Annotated in this window: 19 protein-coding genes; 6 read left to right on the top strand and 13 right to left on the bottom strand. The window is 45.1% G+C overall.

Going from position 1 to position 23,455, the window contains the following annotated elements; genetic code table 11:
* Window positions 1-115: 115 nt before the first annotated feature.
* Both AB6805_RS09065 and AB6805_RS09060 read right to left on the bottom strand, forming a co-directional pair.
* Complete coding sequence (locus tag AB6805_RS09065; protein ID WP_370909108.1) at window positions 116-1,300, bottom strand: GTP-binding protein; 1,185 nt, start codon at window positions 1,298-1,300, stop codon at window positions 116-118.
* 96 nt (window positions 1,301-1,396) lie between these two features.
* The gene (locus AB6805_RS09060) at window positions 1,397-1,855 is read right to left on the bottom strand and encodes a MerC domain-containing protein (protein ID WP_370909107.1); all 459 of its coding nucleotides are present in this window, start codon (window positions 1,853-1,855) and stop codon (window positions 1,397-1,399) included.
* Window positions 1,856-2,057: 202 nt separating this feature from the next.
* Here AB6805_RS09060 and AB6805_RS09055 point away from each other — a divergent pair, with 202 nt between their 5' ends.
* On the top strand, window positions 2,058-2,684 hold the full coding sequence (locus tag AB6805_RS09055; RefSeq protein ID WP_370909106.1) for an SCO family protein: 627 nt from the start codon (window positions 2,058-2,060) through the stop codon (window positions 2,682-2,684).
* Between the two features lie 14 nt (window positions 2,685-2,698).
* Window positions 2,699-3,133 (top strand): Fur family transcriptional regulator, encoded by a 435-nt coding sequence (locus AB6805_RS09050; protein ID WP_079471705.1) that lies wholly within the window; start codon window positions 2,699-2,701, stop codon window positions 3,131-3,133.
* Window positions 3,134-3,185: 52 nt separating this feature from the next.
* Here the strand turns inward: AB6805_RS09050 and AB6805_RS09045 are convergent, their stop codons facing one another.
* The 3 genes from AB6805_RS09045 to AB6805_RS09035 all read right to left on the bottom strand — a co-directional run bounded on the left by AB6805_RS09045 (window position 3,186) and on the right by AB6805_RS09035 (window position 7,593).
* The gene (locus AB6805_RS09045) at window positions 3,186-4,907 is read right to left on the bottom strand and encodes a M3 family oligoendopeptidase (protein ID WP_370909105.1); all 1,722 of its coding nucleotides are present in this window, start codon (window positions 4,905-4,907) and stop codon (window positions 3,186-3,188) included.
* A 205-nt stretch (window positions 4,908-5,112) separates the two neighbouring features.
* Window positions 5,113-5,787 (bottom strand): DUF5606 domain-containing protein, encoded by a 675-nt coding sequence (locus tag AB6805_RS09040; protein ID WP_370909104.1) that lies wholly within the window; start codon window positions 5,785-5,787, stop codon window positions 5,113-5,115.
* 93 nt (window positions 5,788-5,880) lie between these two features.
* A complete protein-coding gene (locus tag AB6805_RS09035) occupies window positions 5,881-7,593 on the bottom strand; it encodes a lamin tail domain-containing protein (protein ID WP_370909103.1) in 1,713 nt (570 codons plus the stop codon).
* A 148-nt stretch (window positions 7,594-7,741) separates the two neighbouring features.
* On the opposite strand from AB6805_RS09035, the gene AB6805_RS09030 reads away from it, so the two are divergent.
* Entirely contained in the window at window positions 7,742-8,731 is a 990-nt protein-coding gene (locus AB6805_RS09030; protein ID WP_370909102.1) for an aspartate-semialdehyde dehydrogenase, read from the top strand.
* Window positions 8,732-9,046: 315 nt separating this feature from the next.
* A complete protein-coding gene (locus tag AB6805_RS09025) occupies window positions 9,047-9,298 on the top strand; it encodes a hypothetical protein (RefSeq protein WP_079471700.1) in 252 nt (83 codons plus the stop codon).
* A 221-nt stretch (window positions 9,299-9,519) separates the two neighbouring features.
* On the opposite strand, the gene AB6805_RS09020 is transcribed toward AB6805_RS09025, so the two are convergent.
* The 4 genes from AB6805_RS09020 to uvrB all read right to left on the bottom strand — a co-directional run bounded on the left by AB6805_RS09020 (window position 9,520) and on the right by uvrB (window position 15,564).
* Entirely contained in the window at window positions 9,520-10,179 is a 660-nt protein-coding gene (locus AB6805_RS09020) for a DUF2461 domain-containing protein (RefSeq protein WP_370909101.1), read from the bottom strand.
* A gap of 154 nt (window positions 10,180-10,333) precedes the next feature.
* Window positions 10,334-11,419: a porin gene (locus AB6805_RS09015; RefSeq protein ID WP_370909100.1), complete on the bottom strand. Its 1,086-nt coding sequence runs from the start codon at window positions 11,417-11,419 to the stop codon at window positions 10,334-10,336.
* Window positions 11,420-11,708: 289 nt separating this feature from the next.
* On the bottom strand, window positions 11,709-13,100 hold the full coding sequence (locus AB6805_RS09010; protein WP_370909099.1) for an ammonium transporter: 1,392 nt from the start codon (window positions 13,098-13,100) through the stop codon (window positions 11,709-11,711).
* A gap of 409 nt (window positions 13,101-13,509) precedes the next feature.
* On the bottom strand, window positions 13,510-15,564 hold the full coding sequence (gene uvrB / locus AB6805_RS09005) for an excinuclease ABC subunit UvrB (protein ID WP_370909098.1): 2,055 nt from the start codon (window positions 15,562-15,564) through the stop codon (window positions 13,510-13,512).
* Between the two features lie 104 nt (window positions 15,565-15,668).
* On the opposite strand from uvrB, the gene AB6805_RS09000 reads away from it, so the two are divergent.
* The gene (locus AB6805_RS09000) at window positions 15,669-16,460 is read left to right on the top strand and encodes a S1/P1 nuclease (RefSeq protein WP_370909097.1); all 792 of its coding nucleotides are present in this window, start codon (window positions 15,669-15,671) and stop codon (window positions 16,458-16,460) included.
* Window positions 16,461-16,677: 217 nt separating this feature from the next.
* Here AB6805_RS09000 and AB6805_RS08995 read toward each other — a convergent pair whose 3' ends face one another.
* Window positions 16,678-17,601 carry a PfkB family carbohydrate kinase gene (locus tag AB6805_RS08995; RefSeq protein WP_370909096.1) on the bottom strand — a complete coding sequence of 308 codons (924 nt, stop codon included), beginning with the start codon at window positions 17,599-17,601 and terminating at the stop codon, window positions 16,678-16,680.
* A gap of 78 nt (window positions 17,602-17,679) precedes the next feature.
* A complete protein-coding gene (locus tag AB6805_RS08990; RefSeq protein WP_370909095.1) occupies window positions 17,680-19,095 on the bottom strand; it encodes an MATE family efflux transporter in 1,416 nt (471 codons plus the stop codon).
* Window positions 19,096-19,546: 451 nt separating this feature from the next.
* On the opposite strand from AB6805_RS08990, the gene AB6805_RS08985 reads away from it, so the two are divergent.
* The gene (locus AB6805_RS08985) at window positions 19,547-20,056 is read left to right on the top strand and encodes a hypothetical protein (RefSeq protein ID WP_370909094.1); all 510 of its coding nucleotides are present in this window, start codon (window positions 19,547-19,549) and stop codon (window positions 20,054-20,056) included.
* A gap of 212 nt (window positions 20,057-20,268) precedes the next feature.
* On the opposite strand, the gene AB6805_RS08980 is transcribed toward AB6805_RS08985, so the two are convergent.
* Together AB6805_RS08980 and AB6805_RS08975 are read right to left on the bottom strand one after the other, a co-directional pair.
* The gene (locus AB6805_RS08980; protein WP_370909093.1) at window positions 20,269-22,323 is read right to left on the bottom strand and encodes an OmpA family protein; all 2,055 of its coding nucleotides are present in this window, start codon (window positions 22,321-22,323) and stop codon (window positions 20,269-20,271) included.
* 63 nt (window positions 22,324-22,386) lie between these two features.
* Window positions 22,387-23,394, bottom strand: coding sequence for a PorP/SprF family type IX secretion system membrane protein (locus AB6805_RS08975; RefSeq protein WP_370909092.1), 1,008 nt, complete (start codon window positions 23,392-23,394; stop codon window positions 22,387-22,389).
* Window positions 23,395-23,455 lie beyond the last annotated feature (61 nt).

Here is a 23,455-nt window from a genome sequence, read left to right as displayed (position 1 = left end):
TTAAACTTTAGTACAGTGTTTTCACGGATAGTAACAATGGATCACACTTCCAATTTAATTTTCAACAAAACTATCTTCTATTTTTATACTTGTCTTAATTATTTTTTAGATTAGCCTAAATACCAGGAAAAGGATCTTTAAAAAGATGACCATCCCGGAAGTTTGTAATCTCGGATTCTGTGCACAGGCAGCTGTCGAGATCAATGATGATATCATGCGTATCCAGCTCCTGGCCTATGATTACCAGTTCATTATACCTGTCTGCAAAGCGGGTATCCCAGCGGTTGGTGATGAGTTCATAGGTTTCGGGATCCATTTGCCATTGCGCCCGGGGAATGGCACACCACCAGTAGCCCGCCTTTTCTGCGCGCAGTGATCCGCCGGCCTGGCTCCAGTTCACCGCTATATCCGGCCGCGAAGCCAGCCAAAACAATCCTTTACTGCGGATAATATTGCCAGGCCAGCGTTCATTGATATACTGCCAGAAGCGTTCCGGGTGAAAGGGTTTGCGACTGCGGTATACAAAAGAAGAGATGCCGTATTCTTCTGTTTCAGGGGTATGCTCATTTTCCAGTTCGGCCTGCCAACCGGCACTTTGGGAAGTGGTGTCAAAGTCAAAAAGACCGGTGTGCAGTATTTCTTTCAACGGTACCTGGCCTTTGATTGATTCCACGATGCGGGCAGTGGCATTTAGTTTACGCAGTACGGCTTTCAGGTTGCCCAGTTGGTCTTTTGTTACCAGGTCGCATTTATTCAACACAATCACATTGGCAAACTCCACCTGGTCGGTCAGCAGGTTCACAATAGTGCGCCGGTCAGCCGCATCATCCGTTAAGCTTCTGTCCTGCAGTAACGACATGCTACTGTAGTCGCCGATAAAATTATACGCATCCACTACCGTCACCATTGTATCCAGCTGGCTTACCGTAGTAAGGTCAATGTTGTTGGCTTCATCCTGGTAGCAAAAAGTTTGCGCCACAGGTATTGGTTCCGAGATGCCGGTGGATTCTATCAGCAGGTAATCAAACCGTTTCTCTGCGGCTAGTGCAGCTACTTCCTTCAGCAGGTCTTCCCGCAGGGTACAACAAATACAGCCATTGCTCATTTCCACCAGGCGCTCTTCTGTTTTGTGCAGTATATTTTCATTCTTTACCAGTTGCGCGTCGATATTCACTTCGCTCATGTCGTTAACAATAACGGCTACACGAAGATTTTCGCGGTTGTGCAGCACGTGATTAAGCAGCGTAGTTTTCCCCGCGCCGAGAAAACCACTCAGCACCGTAACAGGTAATTTTTCCATATGTGATAAGTTATATTGCTATAGGACTATGTATTTTAGTTGTGGCACTGTTATAAGTCCCTTGTGATACGACCCTGCTGTTTTACAATCAAACTGCTATAATCCCTCTGCTGTCAAATGCTGTTTGCCGTGTGATGCCCCCAGGTGATTATGAACCCGGTGTTTCCCGTTGGTGCATTGCTTACAACGCTTCAGGTTTAATATATGCGCAGTCGTTACTCCTGCCGCGCCGGTAAAGATGATAGCGGGTGTCCAGAAACCACCAGCCACTCCGAAGTGTCCTCCCACTAACAAGGCAAACCCCGCGGTGAAGATCAGCAGTGGTGTTATCCGCCGGTGAAGTCTGAAATACCCGCGCCCCAGTGATAAACAACCCACGCCAAAGGAGAAAGACAACAAGCCATACTCCAGCATTTCATTTTCCAGTACATGCGATCCTACCAGTGGTAATACCGTGAGCAGCAAAGGGAGTAAGGCACAGTGCACGGCACACAACAGGGAAGCCCCTATTCCAATAGTGTCCAAACTCATCTTCTTTAAAATATTCACTTCCATGTTCCCATTTTTCTATCCGGACAAAACTACGTAAATTTGCAACAATGTTGCAAATTAAAATATCTCTTATCTTCAGATAATTTATTTTTTCAACTGTAAAATGTTGCAGGTGTGTTAAAATAATAAGAGATGGGTAGCACTGATGGGCATCTGTCAACTATGTGCTACCTTTGTATATCGAATAAAACAAGGAATCATACCTATGTCGAAGAAAGCAATTATACTGATTTCGTTTTTTGTGTTGCTGAGCGCAGGCTTCCTGACCTATGCGGGTTATATTATTAAGGGAGAAACAGGCACCTTCTTTGGAAAAGATAAATTGCCTCACCTGGGGGCGCCTGGACATACCATTCCCGGATTTTCCTTTACCGACCAGGACGGCCGCACAAAAGCGAAGGCAGATGTTGAAGGCAAGATCTATGTATCTGAGTTCTTTTTTACCACCTGCACCGGTATTTGTCCGAAGATGAATGCCAACATGGATAGGGTATATGCGAAGTATAAAAACAATCCCAACTTCCTGATCCTTTCCCATACGGTAGATCCCGAACACGACAGTGTACCGGTACTAAAGGCATATGCTGCCAAACATGGCGCTGATTCCAAAAACTGGTGGTTCCTTACCGGCGATAAGAAACAGCTTTACCGGTTGGCCAGGCAGGGCTACCTGGTAGACGATGGCGTATATACCGGGGAAGAAGATTTTGTACACACCCAGTGGTTCGCGTTGGTCGACAAAGCAGGACAAATCCGCGGTTTGTATGAAGGCACTAAAAAACAGGATGTAGATAAATTGATTGAAGACATAGACCGTTTAATGGAAGAATAAAGTTTTTTTTCATCATGGGCACCAAACAACAAATAACAGAACGAATTGGCAGTATACTGCGCGAAAGCAAGCTGAGTGTAACAGAAACCCGGACAAGGATCCTGGAACTGTTCATGAAAAGCAACGGTGCACTGGAACATAGCGATTTCGAAAAGCTGGCCGGTCAGTCGTTCGACCGTGTAACCGTATACCGTACATTACAAACATTCCTCGACAAAGGAATCATTCATAAAATACCCACTACGGATACATCTGTACGCTACGCTTTATGTAAGTCGGAGTGTTCAGAGCACCATCATCACGATCATCATATTCATTTCAAGTGCGAAGAGTGTGGCAATACCATTTGTTTAGATGAAACTGATGTGCCGCAGATACAGCTTCCCAAAGGTTATGCAGCGCATAATGTGGAAGTAGTGGTGAGTGGGGTTTGTAAATCCTGTAAATAAAAAAATGCCTTTGCTAATGCCGTTATACGGAACATTAACAAAGGCATCCTTACTATATTTTTTCTATTTCTTCTTTCACGAAATCGGCCAGTTCCTTCACATAGGCCGGAGAAAAATCAAATTTAATTCCCGCGGCTTTATACAATTCAGGCAACGTTTTGGTGTTACCTAAACTTAACGCCTGTACGTAGTTATCCAGCGCCTGCGCTTTGTTTTCCTTGAATTGCTTCCACATGGCAATTGCGCCTAGCTGTGCAATACCGTATTCTATATAATAGAAAGGTACTTCAAACAGGTGGAGTTGCTTTTGCCAGGTGATGGCGCGGTAATCTTCATGACCACTCCAGTCAACCACGGCAGGGGAGAACTCATTCAGTATTTCGAGCCATTTGGCGGTACGTTCTTCTGTAGTGTGCTGCGGATGTTCGTAGATCCAGTGCTGGAACTTATCGATGGTGGCAATCCATGGGAAAATGGTGATAGCCCTTTCCAGTTGCTGCAAACGTGCACGGCGGAGCTGTGTTTCATCATCAAAGAAAATGTTCCAGTAGTCCATGGTAAATAATTCCATGCTCATGCTCGCAACTTCCGCAATCTCCATCGGGTATTCCTTGAAGGCGCTGAGTGCGAGGTGATGACTGAGGAAAGAGTGTACCGCGTGCCCACCTTCGTGAACCATGGTGGTGAGGTCTTTCATTTGCCCGGCGGCATTCATAAAAATGAAAGGCACGCCTGTTTCTGCCAGCGGGCAGTTATAGCCTCCCGGCGCTTTACCGTTGCGGCTTTCCAGGTCGAAGCGGCCCATTTGTTTCATCACCCGGAGGCAATTGCCAAAGAAGGGGCCCAGTTTATCAAAAGTAGCAATGGCTTTATTCACCAGCTCTTCGCCTGTGTGGAATGGCTCCAGTGGCTTCACGCCCGCTGGTTCTGCTTCTGTGTCCCAGGGGCGCAGGGTGTCCAATTGCAGTTTGGCTTTTTGCTTTTCCAGGATCTGTTGTACCAGCGGAACAATGTGCGCTTTGATGGCTTCATGGAACTGGAAGGCATCTTCTTTTGTATAGTCGAAGCGACCGAGTTCTTCGAATTTATAATCACGGTAATTAGCGAAGCCGGCATTCTTTGCTACCTGGTCGCGTTTTAAAATCAATCCGGTGTACAGGTCATCCAGTGCTTTCCTGTCTTCCAGGCGGCGGGCGCCGGTTTTGGTGAACACTTCTTCCCGCAGGGAGCGGTCGCTGTTTTCCAGGAATTTAGCAGCCTGTTGCAGCGTATATTCCTGGTCTTTTACTTTGATGGTCATTTTACCTGCAATAACGCCGTACTGTTGCGCCATTACGCTCAGTTCCGCCTGGATAGGAATGTTTTCCTCCCGGAACAGTTTCACCTGTTTCTCTACATTGCGGAGATAGGTTTTATACAGGTCGGGGTCCAGTTCCTTTACAAACGGGCTTTCCAGCAGTTTTTTATTGAGCGCATCTGCATAGGGTTGCAGTTTGGGCTGAATTTCCATGCAGAAGTAGGCAAAGGCTTCTTCGAGCGATTTATCGGTGATGTCGCAGGTCATGCGGATTTGGCGCCAGCAAGCGTCTTCACTGATCACTGCTTCCAGTTCACTCATATCTTTCAGCCATTTTTCCAGGTCCTGCACGCTGCTGATTTTTCTTTCCTTCAGCGCTTCAAAGTAAGGCTGCAAGGTATCCCAGGTGGTTACTTTAAAATCTTCCGGGAGAAATGTACGCGGTAGTTTCTTTATATCTGCACTTAGTTTATCCATGCTATCTGTTATTTTTAAATTTTCGGATGTAGAAATTTAGGCAATTTTACGCTAATGCCCGGTGTTTCCGGCTAAAAGAATCGTTAAATATCGGGAGCTAAAACGATTCAGGCTTCTATTTACAGAAAATGATCTCTGTAAATAGAAGCCTGAAATATTTTGCCGGCAGATGATTGTTTCGATCATCAAACCGCCTGGATCCTTACTATTCTTCTGTTTTCTTCTTGCGTGGCTTAGCAGCTTTTTTAGGCTCTTCGCCTTCTGCAGCCGGTGCGTCATCTTTCTTGGCTTTGGCTTTCTTAGGTGCTTTTTCTTCAGCGCCTGTTTCGCCTTCTTCTTTTTCAGCGGCCTTTTTAGCACGTGGCTTCTTAGGCTTTTCTTCTGTAGCTGCTTCTTCAGAAGCTTCAGGAGCTGCTTTCTTCTTTTTCTCCGGAGCAGCGGTTTCTTCTACTGCCACTTCTTCCACTTCTCCTTCACCTTCGGCGAGGATCTCATCAAATTTCAACAGATCATTTGCTTTGAGGATACCAAACCATTTTACCATCTTCTTCATATCACTCACATACACTCTGTCTTCATCGAATTCAGGGAATACGCTTTTGAAATAAGCTTTGATAGCATTGTTGTCTGCTTTACCGGCTACAGGCGGGTGCGCCGCTGCCTTTTCCTCCATGGCTTTGAATACCTCAGCCAGGTTTACGTTTTCGCCGGTAGTGAATACTTCAATACTTTCCAGTGGAGTAAAATTATGCACGCGGGAAGATACAAACCTTGTACTTTTATCTTCCAGTGACCTTACGATGGCGCCATCTTGTTTACTGGCTACTAACTGAAACAAACCGCCCAATCCGGTTACTGCAACAATTTCTCTGTACTGCATGTTCAAATTTTTAGGAAGCGCAAATATAAATAATTATAATAGATTGCCCGCGGCTATTTTTAGCTTACAAAAAGCGGGCAACGGGGGCGTGCGTCAATTCAACTTTCGTGCCATGACCACCGTGCGTTTACAGCGTTTCACGTAGCCCTGAAGATTAAATATCTCTATAAAAAATATATAAATCCCTGACGGTAAAACTACTGCATTTTCTCCAATTCCATCCCACGGCAAATATCCGGTATTTCCCATCAAAATATTGCGGGCCAGGTATCTCACCGGTTTGCCCTGCAAATCATACACGGTAACATTGCCCATGAAGCCCGGGCCGGGCAGTTGCCAGGAAAGCTGTGTTACATCCGCTGTTCCGTCGTGATCGGGTGAAAACACTTCCGGCAACAATACAATATTCAACGAATCGCCTGCATTGCCCCGGCGCTGGGAATTGGGCCATCCCGGGGTGCCATATCCTGCTGAAGCAGCGGCAGAGTGCCAGTTAGCCGCATCGGAAGCGGGAAGCTGGTACGCCAGCCGCTCCAGCGAAACACCCTGCAACTCACTGGCCAGCGGAAAGTGTTGTCCGCTGGTATATGGCAATTCATCAATCACTGTACTATCGGCCCACAGCAGCACAACATCCCCACCGTCAAGCGGCATGGAGGGCAGGCTGCTTACTTCCTGGATATTTTCCGGCGACCGGCAATTATAATAACTGCAAAGCAAATCCTTGTTGGTGGTAAATGCCAGCAGTTGCCCGGGCATCAGCAGACGGCCACTGGTGGTTATCTTTTTAAAAGTACCTAATCCGCCACTGGCGGTACGTGCGCAAAGGCGTAGCTCATTTAAGTTCACCACTTTGTGGCCGGCGTTATACAGTTCAATAAATTCGGGGATACCGGTGGGCGGGTAAAACAATACTTCATTAATTAATACGTCGTTGCCGGCCGGTGGTTGTGATATGCCAAGTGTTGCACTGTTGTAGATACTGCCGGTAGTCCCATTGCAATCTGCCAGTCCGCTGGTATTAATAGTATATACCTCTCCTGGGCGGATGACAGCATCCAGTTGCAGTTCCACGCTGCTAAACAGCGGAGGCAGCACCCGGCAAACCGTTATGTGTATCCCACCGGTAATCTGATAGCGCGCAGGATCTGCTGCCAGCACACTATCCAGCGTTTTACTGAACTGTAACAACACCCGCATGCTATCTGCAATGGCAGCAAACAGCAGGTCTGGTTTGGAAAGATCCGGGGTGTTCGCGGCCACAGCATTTACGGAACCGGGCGTGCCGCCGGCAGGGGCAGTACTGGCCATCCAGTTTACTTTTCCGCTGCATGGAAATGCCGTATTGATCATTTCCAGGCTGATTCCGCCCTTGCCGGCCTTTCCGCCTGCGTACCATCCTTGATGATAATCTACCGCATGTATCACCCTTTTGAATGCGTCATATAAAATAATCAGCGCGCTGTCGTCTGCCACTGCCGGAAAACGGTCTATTCCTCTGATATTGGGAATGTTATAACTGCTCACTGCTGCCTGAGCGCATAGCACCAGCAAACTGTCGGGTTGCAGCAAATACGCCGGCAGCAACACTTCCCGCTTATTTACCGCTAAACGCCAATTGCTAAGTTGCACAGGCGCAGTGCTGATATTCCGCAGTTCTATGTATTCATACGGTGGCAAGCCTGCTACAGGAGTGGGCTTGGGCATCACTTCGTGGATAATCACGTCATAAATAGCCGGCGCCTGGGTAAAACCGGTGAGGGCCTGCAGTAGCAGCAGGCAAGAACAAACAATGGGTAACCGCATTTACAATTATTTTATAGCTTTCAAACTTAGCATTATGTTGATCGTCTGGTGTTAATGCCATGTAAATGGTAAAAAAAAATCTTAATGTTATGAAAAGCGGGGGCTATATGTTAATTTTGGGCTTCCAAAATTAAAAATGTAAAACAAAATGAAAGTTGCCGTAGTTGGAGCGACCGGACTGGTAGGCTCAAAAATGTTACAGGTGTTAACGGAAAGGAATTTTCCCGTTACTGAATTGATTCCCGTGGCTTCTGAGAAGTCCGTTGGTAAGGAAGTAACATTTAAGGGCAAGACCTGGAAGGTGGTGAGTGCGGATACGGCGATTTCAATGCAACCAAATGTGGCTATCTTTTCTGCCGGTGGCAGTACCTCCCTGGAGTGGGCGCCTAAATTTGCAGCGGCAGGTATTACCGTAATTGATAATTCCAGCGCGTGGAGAATGGACCCTACCAAGAAACTGGTAGTACCGGAAGTAAATGGCGATGCTATTACGCAGGAAGATAAAATTATTGCCAATCCTAACTGTTCTACGATTCAGATGGTGCTGGTATTGAAACCCCTCCACGAAAAATATAAAATCAAAAGGGTAGTGGTATCTACCTACCAGTCGGTAACCGGCACCGGTGTAAAGGCAGTGACGCAGTTAATGAATGAAAGACAAGGTATTACCGGTGAAATGGCGTATGCTTACCCGATAGATCTGAATGTTATTCCGCAGATAGACGTGTTTCTCGATAACGGCTATACGAAAGAAGAGATGAAGATGGTAAATGAAACCAAAAAGATTATGAGGGACGACAGCATCCTGGTAACGGCTACGACTGTACGTATTCCGGTAATGGGTGGTCATAGTGAAGCGGTGAACATAGAGTTTGAAAATGAATACGATGTGGCGGAACTGAGGGCATTGCTTGAAAAAACGCCTGGAGTAATCGTTGTAGACGATCCATCGAAGGCTTTATACCCGATGCCAAAGGATGCACACGATAAGGACGAAGTGTTTGTGGGCCGTATCCGCAGGGATGAAACTCAGCCTAAAACAGTGAATATGTGGATAGTAGCAGACAACCTTCGCAAGGGGGCCGCTACCAATGCCGTGCAGATAGCAGAATACCTTACCGGTAAAAACTGGCTGTAATCATACTGTTGTGCTATGTAATTTAGGAGTATACCACTCTTAATAGCACCTCCCGTATATGACTATACGAAAATATATTTATAACTCGTTAAGAGCAAGCATTTTACCGCTTGCTCTTTTTTACGCGTGTTACAAAAGCATAACACACAAACCTTAAAAATTACACGGAAGTAGTATTGATTTGTGCGGGATAAAATCCAATTTTGGTAGTAATAATCCTATGCCAACTTAACTCTTTGAAAAAGAAGAGAAGTCCAATTTTAGAGATGCCGGTATTTTTCGTTATTTTCTAATCAGAAAACACCCTTAAGTCCTATGAAAACCAACACCAATCGAGAGCTTCTGTTAATGCACAAGTTCACCGAAGAGTGGAGCACTAATTTCTCTTCACAAGTATCCAGGATCATGAACATCGTTGATCAGCAGGATACGCTTGACGGAATTATACCGATTATTGAAGTGGCCAATGTTTACAATCAACGTTTTGCTCACGCGCGCACGGACAAGGAAAATCTTTTAAAGAATCGCAAAGCGCGGCCGTTCGAATTCCTGATTCACAAGAATTAAACCGGGGTAAGCCGGAGAAGTATTTATTAGTTTATCAGGTAGTCCGCTATCATGAAATTACCAGGAGAACATAAAGAACCATTTGCATATCTGTTGGTTTGGATACTGGGTATTGGCTGTGGTGCACTTTTTTTAATGATGTTTGCAGCCACTGTTTACATGTTAGTAACAGGCAACTATTAAAAGGTTAACTACCTGATAAGCTAATAAACTACTTTACATTAGTCCATGGCGCGGTTAATGAACTGCAATAAGGGTTGCATCAGTGCAAATGTCTTCAGAATTTCCTTTACCATAGCAGGTTGTATACACGCCTCATCCGTAAACGGGTGAGACACAATCACACTTTTCAGTTTTAGATACGCGATAGCCGGGTTATCTGGCTGATATCCCTGCGGAGCTGTTTTAAGGGCATCGCCCTCTACCTTCCCAAAGTGTTTGATAAATTCCTTATTAGAGATGATTTGTTCAAATTCCCGGAAATTATAGTCGATTTCCTGGCGGAGCTTTTTCAGTTCGGGCGCTGCCGGCATCCAGATACCGCCGCCGGCAAAACTGTTGCCTCCCGGTTCAAGCTGAAAATAATAACCGGCAAACGCCGATTTTTTGCCACCTGCCTGGAAAGAAGCACCGAGATTGGTTTTATAAGGAGTTTTGTCTTTTGAAAATCTGACATCTTTGTAAATACGAAACACACAGTCTTTCACCTGGAGCCCCTGCATGGTGGCATCCTGTCTTGCCAAACCATCTATCAGCTGCTGTACCATGCTTTCAAAATCGGCCTTGGCCGCTATGTACTCGGGTTTGTGTTCATCGAACCAGACTTTATTATTATTCAGCCTGAGTGACTTAAGAAATTTTAACGTGGACGGCTGCAACATTACTTCTTTTTGCCAGCAAGATAATACAAATCATTTATGGTTTTTTGAATTTTGAGGGGCCATTGGGAGGGGTTTTAAAAAAACAGATGCAGGATGTATGCCGGAAGGCGATCTCTTCCCGTGGCAAACTCCTGCACCTGTTTGAATGCAACTTTTAGAAGTGGTAGGTGGCGGCTAATAAAACATTGGATGTGATATCAGCAGGTTTACCATCCGACTTGCTGAAAATATCTGCGGAGGCCTTATCCAGCCTGAACTCCGGCATAATAGTAAGGTTTCCTACCTTATAGTTAAAGGTGAGTGTACCAGCAACTACATTACCTCCATCCGGTACGGCTCCAAAAACTTTAAGCCCGTCTTTATCACTGAAATATTCTCCACGAACTGTTAATCCGATCTTGTCAGTGAAATCGAGGTTCACGTACAGTGCATTGCCCCACCATTTTGCGTTTTCGCGGGTGCTTTTAGGTGCACGTGTGTCGGTATAGGTGCTGTAGGTAGCGTTATATCCCAAACCGAATACAGTGTTGATCTGGTAAGTGGCTACCAGGTCTACCTGGTGATTCTGGATACCGAAAGTATCTTTTCCTTCCAGGTAATTCAGGTATAATTTGATGGGTGTTTCTGCCGGAGCAAAGCCCAGCTGGGCACCAATATATTTGTGGCTGTTAAGGGTAACTGATTTCAGATCGGTAGGATTAAATACGCCTACCATAGCGCTTAAAGAAGAGGTGATGGCAATGTCGGCCTTCACACCTGTATTAAAGAAAGGGCCGTAGCTGAACATATAGCTCATGCTATAGTTCCTGTTGGCGTAGGCATCTACCAGTTCGTAACCAATGTGGGTGGCGAAGCTACCGAGACTTACTTTTACTTTCTCAGCTACCTGGTAAGATACATACAATTGTTTGATAGCCATTGACAGGCCATTAGCGGAGCCGGGTACATCGTTATAGGAAAACTCTCCGGCTCTTTTACCGAAGCCGAGGTCGGCAACGATGCTACCATTTTTAAATCCGTGTTCTACTTTCAGCGATACCATTCCCAATTCGAAAGAGTTGTGGGAGTTGGTAAAACTGGTTTTATTATCAGTATAATTTCCGTTGAGATTGTATTTATAATACACATCTGCAGATCCTGATAATTTAAACGCGGGAGCAGATGTACTATCTGTCGTGGATTGTGCCATGGCAACGAGGGTGCTGCCCATGGCAAATAAGGTCGTTAACATTCTTTTCATACTTATAAATTTGGTTGATAAAATGGTAAGTACTAATGCGGCCTTTTCTCACGGATTGTTTCGGGGGTGCGTGCTACAGTATCTTCTGATGCTACATTCAGAAAAATAGAAGGAATGGATAATCAGTAATCAATGATTGGTGCGAGTTTCACTTATTTACAGCAAGTTTAACTACCAATTATCCATTCCAGGTTCTTACAACGTAAAGTATATGCGTTTAATAAAGTTGATAAAGATCGTACTCAAAGAACTGTAACTCATTTTTGATACCTCTGAAAGGAATTGTTTTTCAGGAGTGAATCAGTTCGTCTTCTTCTTTCAGTGAACCGTTGTCGGAGATACTGATCATAGAAGGATGATAGTTCTCGTTGTGCTGTGTAACATCCAGACCCAGTTCTTCTTCTTCTTCAGATACACGCAGCGGGTGAATCAGGTTGATGAGTTTGAAGATACCGTAAGATACGGTGAAGCTGTAACCTACTACCAGTAACAGACCGAGTACCTGGTTTTTGAACAGCTCAAAGTTGCCGTAAAACCAGCCATCAGTACCAGCTGAATTCACAGCCTTGGTAGCGAAGATACCGGTGAGCAGCATACCTACCATACCACCTAAACCATGGCAAGGGAATACATCGAGTGTATCATCAATGCTGGTTTTAGATTTCCAGTGTACTGCAACGTTAGAAATGAGAGAGGCAATGAAACCGATGAATATACTTTGTGGAATAGCAACAAAACCGGCAGCAGGAGTGATGGCCACCAGACCAACTACCGCACCGATGCAGAAGCCGAGGGCAGATGGTTTGCGTCCGCGGATTACATCGAAGAACACCCATGCTAAACCGGCAGCAGCAGTAGCTGTGTTAGTAGTAGCAAAAGCGGAAGCTGCGAGGGCGTTGGCGCTCAAAGCAGAACCTGCGTTGAAACCGAACCAGCCGAACCAGAGTAAACCGGTACCCAGTAATACAAAAGGAATATTTGCAGGTTGTAATTCTTTCTTTTCGATATGATCCTTTCTTCTTTTCAGTACCAGGGCGCCTGCCAATGCAGCGCAACCTGCAGAAATATGTACCACTGTACCACCGGCAAAATCCAGTACGCCTAATTTAAACAGGATACCATCAGGATGCCAGGTCCAGTGTGCAATTGGTGCATATATCAGCAAACTGAATAACACCATGAACAATACATAGGAAGTGAAACGGATCCTTCCCGCTACTGCTCCAACCACCAGTGCAGGAGTGATGATTGCAAACTTCATCTGGAAAAGTGCAAACAGTAACAGCGGAATAGTAGGCGCCAGGCTCCATGGAGCTCCTGAACCTACATTCTGAAACATAAAGAATGTACTGGGATCTCCAATAATGCCATTAACAGATTTACCAAACGCCAGGCTAAATCCAACTACTAACCAAACGATGCTGATTAAGCCGGTAGCAATGAAACTTTGCATCATGGTAGAAATCACGTTCTTCTTATTTACCATGCCTCCATAAAAGAAGGACAAACCGGGAGTCATCAAAAATACCAGGGACGATGCTACAAGAATCCAGGCGATATCAGCGGAATTATATTTGCTGGCATCAGCAAAACTTGGGAGGGCAGGCATAAAAATTCCAACTATTGCGATGAGCGCAAGGAAAATGAAGGGGAGATAGTCCTGAAAAGATATTTTCTTCATAGCGTTTGATTTTTAAATTTCTTAAATAAAAGTAGGTCCGAAATTTAAAACATCAAATAGAAGGGTCTAAAAATAGAAATATTTGAATAAGAGGTACGATAATTAGGATTAAATCAATGATATTATAATTTATAATAATATTAATTATTATTTTTTAGGATATAGTGGCTTTCAGAGAGATAAAATAGTGATCTAAATTATTGAATATCAATAGTATTAGAAGAATATTAAGGAAAGGTTAACAATTTTCAAATTTGCCAGGTGCACGCGCTACTGTAATAAGGGAACAAGCCACGCAAGCACCTGGTAAACAAAACTATATAAATTAGTAATTTATCACTTTAATTGCTGGAACAACTAATTTATATTATAAATAATTGCATATAATGTTCTGAATTTGCGAAGCCGATTATTGTTTCATTTCTAGTAATTCGCGCTCCATTGCAAACATCTGATCCCTCAAACGGGCGGCTTCCATGAAATCAAGATCGCGGGCAGCCTTCTCCATATCCTTCTTCACTTTGGCAATCGACTTCTCCATCTGTGGGATGGTTTTTACACTGGCTGCAGAGGATTTTGCATAAGCCATCGCATCTTCCGCTACCAACAGCACTTCATCATGGATAGCCATCGGTGAGTTTTCGTCGAAGTGCTTGATTTCCAACACGGAAGTTTGTCCCATGATCTGTTCCTTGCTTTTACGGACAGTGCGGGGCGTAATATTATGTTCTATATTAAATGCCACCTGCTTCTCACGGCGGCGATCCGTTTCATCAATAGTCCGCTGCATACTCTCTGTGATCTTATCAGCATAAAAGATCACCAGCCCGTCCACATTACGTGCCGCACGACCCGCCGTTTGCGTAAGAGAGCGCTCATCGCGCAGAAACCCTTCCTTATCGGCATCCAGGATAGCCACCAATGATACTTCCGGCAAATCCAATCCCTCCCTCAGCAGGTTTACCCCAACCAATACATCTATATTACCTAACCGCAGGTCACGCAATATTTCAATACGCTCCAGGGTATCTACCTCAGAATGGATATAACGCGACTTAATATTAATACGTCCAAGATATTTGTCCATTTCTTCGGCCATGCGCTTTGTCAGGGTAGTTACCAGCACGCGGTCGCCTTTTTGCACCCGCTTGTCTATTTCTTCCAGCAGATCATCCACCTGGTTCACACTGGGTCTCACTTCAATAGGAGGTTCCAGCAAGCCTGTAGGCCGCACTACCTGTTCTACCACTACCCCTTCTGTTTTCTTCAGCTCATAATCACCGGGGGTAGCGCTCACAAATATGGCCTGGTTCACCATATTCTCAAATTCATAAAAGTTAAGCGGGCGGTTGTCCAGTGCGGAAGGCAACCGGAAGCCAAATTCCACCAGGTTCAGTTTACGGGATCTGTCGCCGCCGTACATCGCCCCGATCTGCGGAATGGTCACATGGCTTTCATCCACTACCAGCAGGAAATCTTTCGGGAAATAATCCAGCAGGCAGAAAGGCCGGGCACCGGGCTTACGACGGTCCAGGAACCTGGAATAGTTTTCAATACCACTGCAATAACCCAGTTCACGGATCATTTCCACATCATAGTTTACCCGGTCCGACAGGCGCTGTGCTTCTATCAGCTTTCCGTTAGCTTTAAAATATTCCACCTGTGCTTTCAGCTCATCCTGTATTTCATATATGATCTGCTGCATCATATCCTTTGGAGCCAGGTACATGTTCGCCGGGAAAATGGCCGCGTTGTCTACCACTGTGATCCGCTTACTGTTTTGCACATCAATGGTTTCTATCTCTTCTATCTCATCTCCAAAAAAAGTAATCCGGTAACCATAATCCACATAAGGGAGGTTAATATCAAGGGTATCGCCCTTTACCCGGAAGTTACCCCGGTTAAAATCGCCGGTAGTACGGCTGTACAGGGAGTTTACCAGGCTATGCAGCAAGGTATTGCGACTCACCGTTTGTCCTTTCTGAATGCGGATAATACCATTTTCATAGTCCGTAGGATTACCGATACCATAAATACAGGAAACGCTGGCTACCACAATAATATCCCGTCTGCCAGAAAGCAGGTTGGACGTAGCCTTCAGCCGGAGCTTATCCAGTTCCTCGTTAATGGCCAGGTCCTTTTCTATATAGGTATCACTTACCGGCATATACGCCTCTGGCTGGTAATAATCGTAATAGGAAACATAATATTCTACGGCATTTTCCGGGAAAAACTGTCTGAGTTCGCCGTAAAGTTGCGCCACCAGCGTTTTGTTATGGGTCAGCACCAGGGTAGGGCGCTGCACCTGCTGGATAACATTAGCGACTGTAAAAGTTTTACCCGAACCCGTTACCCCGAGCAGCGTCTGAAACGGTTCGCCCTCTTCGATTCCTTTTGTTAATTGTTTGATCGCTTCCGGCTGATCACCAGCTGGAGCGTATGGAGCATGTATATTAAAAGACATATTGAAATTGTATTTGAGCAGTATCTGTAAAAATACTAAAGAATATGGAAGTGAAAGTGTTAAAAAAGAAGCTTTAATTTGCTGCCACAATCAAGAAAGGACTTATGAGAAAAAAATTTTTAACAGGGCTGATACTGGCCTTCCTGTTACCCATTGCCACCTTTGCCTGGGGCCCCAACGGGCACCGTATTACCGCCGAAATAGCCTGGCTTCATCTTACCCCCAAGGCCCGTAAAGCCATTACGAATATCCTGGGCCGTGAAAGCCTGGCGATGATTGCCAACTGGCCTGATTTTATCAAATCAGACACCACACACCAGTACGATCATACCAGTAAGTGGCACTACCTCGATTTTCCCGGTAATATTGACCGGGCAAAATTTGATCAGCTACTGAGCGCAGCCAGCGGCGAAAACCTGTACACGGAAACACAGGCCATGATAAAGGATCTGAAAAACCGTAACCTGCCGAAAGACAAACAACGGTTTGCACTCACCTTCCTGGTTCATATGATGGGCGATATGCATCAGCCACTCCACGTAGGCCGTGATGAAGATTTAGGCGGCAACAAAATCGCAGTTATGTGGTTTGATAAACCTTCCAATCTGCATAAGGTATGGGATGAACAACTGATCGATTTCCAACAACTGAGTTATACAGAATACACCAAAGCGCTGGACATTGCGTCTGCTGCGGAAATTAAGGCCATACAGCAGGGTTCTATCGCCGACTGGATGTTTGACTCACACCAGCTTTCCGACAGGGTATATGCCTATACGCAACCCGATGCCAAGCTCAGCTACCGGTACAATTACGTTTTTGTAAATGACTTGAATCAGCAGCTGCTGAAGGGGGGGCTACGGTTGGCGGCTGTTCTTAATAGTATTTACAAGTAGGCGCGCCTTCGGCGCTTATAAATTGTCTTGGGCGCTGATTACGCTGATTATACTGATTTTTTGGATTTTATTATAATTAATAAGGGAGATATAAGCGGATAAGTCCTCATATATCTCCCTTAATCTTATAAAATCAAAACTGATCAAATCCAAAAAATCAGTATAATCAGCGTAATCAGCGCCCAAGACAATTTCCATCGCCGAAGGCGATCCTCCACTACACCAGGTCGATATCGAAGTTCACCAGCTGAACAAACTGCTCCAGGCGGGCCGCAATATCTTCATGGGTAATTTCGCGGATGCGTTCTGTTCCGAACTTTTCCACGCAGAAAGAGGCCATAGCAGAACCTACGATGATAGCGGTTTTCATGTTTTCAAAGGAGATGTCCTTTGTTTTAGCGAGGTGGCCAATGAAACCTCCTGCGAAAGTATCGCCTGCGCCGGTTGGATCATATACATCATCCAGTGGCATCGCAGGAGCGAAGAACACATGATTTTCGTAAAACAACAATGCGCCATGTTCGCCTTTCTTGATGATCAGGTAACGGGGACCCATAGACATAATTTTACGGGCAGCCTTTACAAGAGAGTATTCACCACTCAACTGGCGGGCTTCTCCATCGTTTACCATCAGCACATCCACTCTTTTCAGTACTTTCAATAAATCGTCCAGTGCAACCTCCATCCAGAAGTTCATGGTGTCCATCACGATCAGCTTAGGACGTTCCTTCAACTGATCCAGTACACTCATCTGCACCTGTGGGGTAAGGTTACCAAGAATGAGGAACTCACTTCCCTGGTAGCTTTCCGGGATAACAGGCTGGAAATCGGCCAGTACATTCAGTTCTGTTGCCAGTGAATCGCGGGTATTCATATCCATATGGTACTTGCCGGACCAGTAGAACGACTTTTCACCCTTCTTCACCTGCACGCCATCCAAAGCCACGCCTTTAGCAGTCAACGCATCCAGCTCTGAAGCGGGAAAGTCTTCGCCTATTACAGACACCTGGTTAATAGGCTGCACGAAATTAGACGCTGCCCATGCGATGTAGGTGGCAGACCCACCAATGATTTTACCTGACTTTCCAAAGGGGGTTTCGATTTCATCGAACGCCATAGTGCCTACGACTGTGAGTGACATGCTTATTGAGTTATTTTTATTATGTAAAAATTTAATGCAAACCTCGCAAAGGTAACTACTTATACAGAAAGCAGGAAGCTAAATCTTCACCTGCTTCCAGGTACCCCGGCGAAACAGCCATATAGCCACCAAAGCGGAAGTAGACTCCGATATGGCCATAGCCCAGAAAACCCCTACAGGACCCATTTTAAGCCATATAGCCAGTGTATAGGCCAACGGCATCTGGAATAACCACATAATAAACATATTGATCAACATAGGCGTGCGCGTATCACCGGCGCCATTGAAAGATTGGGTAAGCACCATACCATAGGCAAAGAAGACATAACCGGCGCTCATTAACCGGATACACTGCACGCCATAGTTGATTACCACCGGATCGGTGGTAAAGAAACCAATAATAGCAGGCGCCCATGCCATAAATACTACTGCCACCACACCCAGGAAGATCATATTGAAGAAGGCAGCCCTCCAGGCAGATTTTTCGGCACGCTCCGGCTGCTGTGCCCCCAGGTTTTGCCCCACCAATGCAGCAGCAGCATTCGCCATTCCCCAGGCTGGCAATATGGTAAAGATCACCACCCTGATAGCAATCGTATATCCAGCTACCGCATCTTTCCCAAAATATGAAATGATCCGCACCAGGAAAATCCAGCTTGCAGAAGCAATCAGCATTTGCGCAGTAGCACCGGCGGCAATTTTAAGAATGGCGCCAATCAATGGAAATGCCGGAGCCAGGTGTTTTTTCGTAATGCGGATCAGGTCTTTTCCTTTTACCAGGTGATATAACTGGTACATCACGCCTGTTCCCCTTCCAATAAAGGTGGCTATAGCTGCACCTTTCAGGCCTAATGCAGGAACCGGACCCCATCCCGAAATTAACAGCGGGCATAATATAATATTCAGGCCATTCGCAATCCATAAAGAGCGCATCGCCAGCGCCGCATCACCCGCACCACGAAAAATACCATTGATCAGGAATAATAAAATGATGACGATATTACCACCGAGTATTATCTGCGTATACTCGTAGCCGTAGTCAGCCACTTCTTTGGCGGCCCCCATTACCAGCAATATATCTTTCGCAAAAAATATTCCTGCTACACTGATGAGTACAGAAACAAGCAATCCCGGGTATAAGGATTGCATGGCTGCATGCGCTGCGGCATCAGGATCCTTCTCACCGGTTCTGCGGGCAATCATGGCGGTTGCCGCCATACTCAATCCCATAGCGCCGGTATATACCAGCGTGAGCACAGATTCCGTAAGTCCTACCGTGGTAATAGCATTCACACCCAAATGACTTACGAAATAAATATCGACTACCGCAAACAATGACTCCATGGCCATTTCAAGGATCATCGGAATCGAGAGCAGGAATATTGCACGGTCTATACTTCCAGTGGTGAATTCCTTTTCACTACCGGTAACGGCTATCTTAAATAACTGAAAAAAACGACGTATACGCTGCGGTGCGTTCGTTAAAAGAGGCATAACTTACTTTTGAAAAATAACAATGAGGAACAGTGCGCCATTGGCACTGCAAACTAAAACAGGAAAAGTGGGAGGGCGACAAACGGAAGTACCGTGGTCTGATTAAATTTTCATATGCTATCAGTTCTGGCATCTTATGATGCTTCGCAAATGTAATTTAATTTTTCAATCATCAAAAACCATCTTTTCAAATAGGCGGATCAACATCAGTTATAACAGGTATTTTCTTCCAAAGGAAAAATGCGATCGCTACGATCCACAATAGGTAAAGGTTACAGGCAGGCGAAAAAAAATATTTAAAAAATACTTTACCTATAGCTGTAACTTTTTATTTCCACCTCCGTTTAACATTCCTAGTAAGCGCTGAAGACCTATATTAAAACAAGATCACAAATCACAAACATTACAATTACAAAACCACAATCGTAAAACCTTCATAAAAACTGAAATCATGCTTATGTTCAACAAAAACACACTCCTGACGGGAGTAGTGATCGCTACTGTATTGGGTATTACTGTAAGTTCCTGCAAAGATGATGATAATCCAACGCCACCTCCACCAACACCACGTTCCAAGACGTTTGAACTGAAAGGAGCCGGCGCAGACAGAGATAAAAAGGTAGGTGATATTACCATCACCGAGAACACAGATAGCAGTGTGAATGTTGTACTGAATCTCACCAAAAATGTTAAGGATGCGGATCACGGCGTTTACCTGATAGCCGGTACTGCTGCGGCTCCCAAAACAGATACCCTGCTGAAAGGAACGTTCAAAGGAACTGGTGCTGCACTGAAAATAGATCTTTTAACGAAAGTGAAATCTATCAAGGTTTCAAAACCAGGCGGTATTCAGAAAGATACTGCATTCAAGTATAACAATGCGATAGAACTGAGTTCTCATCTGAAAGTGATGAAAGCTGCTGATACCATTGCTATTGGTCTCTTTGGCAAAAGCAACTAATCCTGAAGTTAAAAATTTACATTAAAACTATTGAAAGCATGTTCATTTTGTGAACATGCTTTCTCCTGTGTTATATTTAAGAAGGAGTCCTAATAATAATAAAATACTGCAACATCATCAAACAAAAAGCCGACCATGGAGGCCGGCTTTCTAAATGGTTATTACAGGATATGGAAGGATCCGGCTACCAACAGCCGGTTTAAGGGAAAACTTTATTGACTACTACTGTTACCATCTTCCACCTTTACCTGGACCTGTCTTTTTAACACCTTGAATTCAGTTCTGCGGTTAAGCTGACGTCCTTCAGGGTTGTCTTTGTGATTAGGCAGGGAGTTTGGTGCAATTGGCCTGGATTTACCGTAGCCTTTAGCAATGAGCCTTTCCGCGGAAATACCTTTACTGATCAGGTAATCCACACAGGATTGGGCCCTTGCCTGCGACAGTTTCTCATTGAATTTCACGGAGCCTACGCTATCGGTATGTGCGCTCATCTCGATAGTTAACTTCGGATTGTCGTTCAGCATATCAACCACGGTATCCAATACTACTTTAGATTCTTCACGGAGGGTTGCCTTTCCGAAATCGTAGTAGATATTATTAAGAACAATTGGTTTTTCTATTTCGTAATGCTTGAGGCAAAGTGTGGGATTATCCATTGAATCTATCCGCACTAAAGAATCTGTATTAAAATAGAGTGCTTTGGTGAAGTAGTTATCTTTTTCAGCAATTACCTTGTAAAAGCGCTGTGGGTCTACTTCAAAAGTATACCTTCCGGTGGCGTCCAGGGTAACTTTACGGATTGTTTTCTTCCTCACAGTATCAAGCAGGGTAACAGTAGCCCCTTCCAGCGGAAGATGGGTATCGCAGTCGATGATCAACCCGCTTGCTATTTTACGGATGCGGTTAATACTGAATACTTCCAGGCAGCAGATAGATTCCCTGTCGGAGCTGATGAAGCCGGCTGCAAAGGGATGTGTATTATCCAATGCCGTATAATAGATATCGTCCTTAGGGGAGTTCAATGGCTTGCCCATATTAACAGGAGCAGACCAGGTACCGAAATCGCCCTCGCTCTGAAAGAAATCGAGTCCTCCCAAACCTACGCGGCCATCGCTGCTAAACACGAGCAGGTTTTTCTCTGCATCGTAAAATGGCGCCTGTTCTTCATCTTTCGTATTGATGGCAGTGCCCATGTTGCGCGCGCCACCGGGTGTGCCATTGGTCATGATGCAATACCACAAATCATTTTTACCCATGCCTCCGGGCCTGTTGGATGCAAACAGCAGGTACTTCCCATCGGCGGTGATATAAGGCTGCATAGAATTATACCCAGCAACATTCACGTTCTCGCCTAATATTTTCGGTTCCGACCATACTCCGTTCTGGCGACTGCTAAAATAGATAGCGGATTGTTTCACGCCATCTTTCACAGACCAACGGGTGATATAAAGTGAATTACCATCTGGGGTAATGGCAGATACTCCCTGGTCGAGTCCTTTGGCGACAGGGATTTTTACCTTCTGGCTGTTGTCGAAAGTATTGCCGCTTCCGGTGGCTGTGTAAAGGTCATTTACATATGGGGTTCCTTTTTTTGCTTGTTTTTTTGTTGTGGGTTGCTTAACGGTGGTTGGCAACGGTGGATTCTCAGCACGGGAAGAGGTAAACATTAAAGTGCCGGGATCCAGGATCACCGGCGCGTAGTTTGCTCCGCCTTCATTAACATTGCCGGCAGTTTTCACGATCGTAAATCTCGGTTCCTTATTGGATTCGGAAAGTGCGAATTCGCAGCAGGCAATTTCAAGCGGGGTTCTTACAGACAGTTCATCAGCGACGGTGTAGCTTTGTTTGAATTTTTTAAATTCATCCAGTGCTTCCTGGTACTTTCCATTGTACCGGAGGCAGATGGCATACCAGTATCGTGCCTGGGGATATGCCGGGTTATTAAACCCAACCAGCTGTGCATACCAGGTTTCAGCATTTCCATAGTCGTAGAAGAGACGGTAGGATTCGGCCAACCGGGCTACTACCTGTTGATAATCTTTTAGTTTACCACTGGGAGGAGCGCCTGCAACTGTATAGGGCAATACCTGTTCTGGCTTGATTTTGAAAGTGCCCAGTGCCTTATTGTAGTACTGTGCAGCGGAATAATAATCCCGTGAGCTATAAAAAACATCCGCAGTATGTTTAAAATCATAAACATATTGCGCTTGTATAGAGCTAATTATTCCTGCAAAAATCACCAGCCAACAGAGAGTAATTTTTTTCATGAGGGTTCCATTTCTTTTTTCTGTATAAGTTTTTGCCTCCATTCTGATCCGGTTTTTGATAGATTATAACCTGGGACAAATAAAGTATTCTTCGTTAAGCATTCTTCTTTTGCGGCTGATAAAAGAAAGTGATATTTCAAAGCTCTGGCTGCCATTTACGAGGCGGCGCATGTTGGAGGTATTGGCATCATAGCTTAATCCCAGTACAAAGCTTTTGAAATGGAAACCGGCAAAAGGAATCACCGCATCATTGAAGCGGTAGTTACCTCCTACCAGGAAGTCGAATTCAGGATTTACCATTAGCTGCGCATACATACCTGCCACGATTTCCTCGGCATTGCCTTGTCTCATGTAAAGACCGGTAGGAGTCAGGGTCACGGCGTCATTCAACCTGATCTTGGTACCACCGTGAACAAGATATCTCACTGGCAGTTTTCTTTCAGTGCCATCGGAGGAAAACGGATCTTTCGGTTGTGTGAGGTGTTGCGCTGCAAATCCTGCGAATGGGTTCAGGATATGATTTGGATTACCATCAAAAAACACAACCCCTGCGCCGGCGTCAAATTGATTGGAGGTTGTATTACTTACATTTTCTCCGTTAAATATGCTTGGATCGAAACCGGTTACCGGCTGATACTGGCTGCCTGTCTGGAATTTGGCAGGGTCGAGTCTTCTGTTGATCAATCCCGCATTAATCCCAAACACCAGCTGACTGGTTTTGGTACGGCCAAATTTCACACCGGTATAAGAAACGCTGGCCATTGCATTAAAAAAGTTATAGCCTGCGTCACCTGCCGACATGTTCATTACATTGATACCTACACCGATGTTCTTATCTGTGGCGGCATCTGCAGAAATGCCCACTGTTGAGAATGGCTTCCCATAATTGGCCCACTGATTACGGTAATCAGCGCTAATCCGGTAGTCGCCATCTATTACACCTGTCAGAGCAGGGTTAAGCCATAACGGGTACGCATAGTACTGCGAAAAGTGCGGATCAACCTGGGCAACAGTAGTGCGGGGCAATAGGCTGCTCCATAAAATCATTGCAACTATAAAAATCCTTTTCATAGGAACATTTTTAAGTATTTCTGGATAAACCGGGATGCCTTGAAGCACCCCGGTTTTATTT

The organism is Chitinophaga sp. RCC_12 (genome assembly GCF_041360695.1).
Classification (GTDB): domain Bacteria; phylum Bacteroidota; class Bacteroidia; order Chitinophagales; family Chitinophagaceae; genus Chitinophaga.
This window is presented reverse-complemented; position numbering and strand designations above follow the sequence as displayed.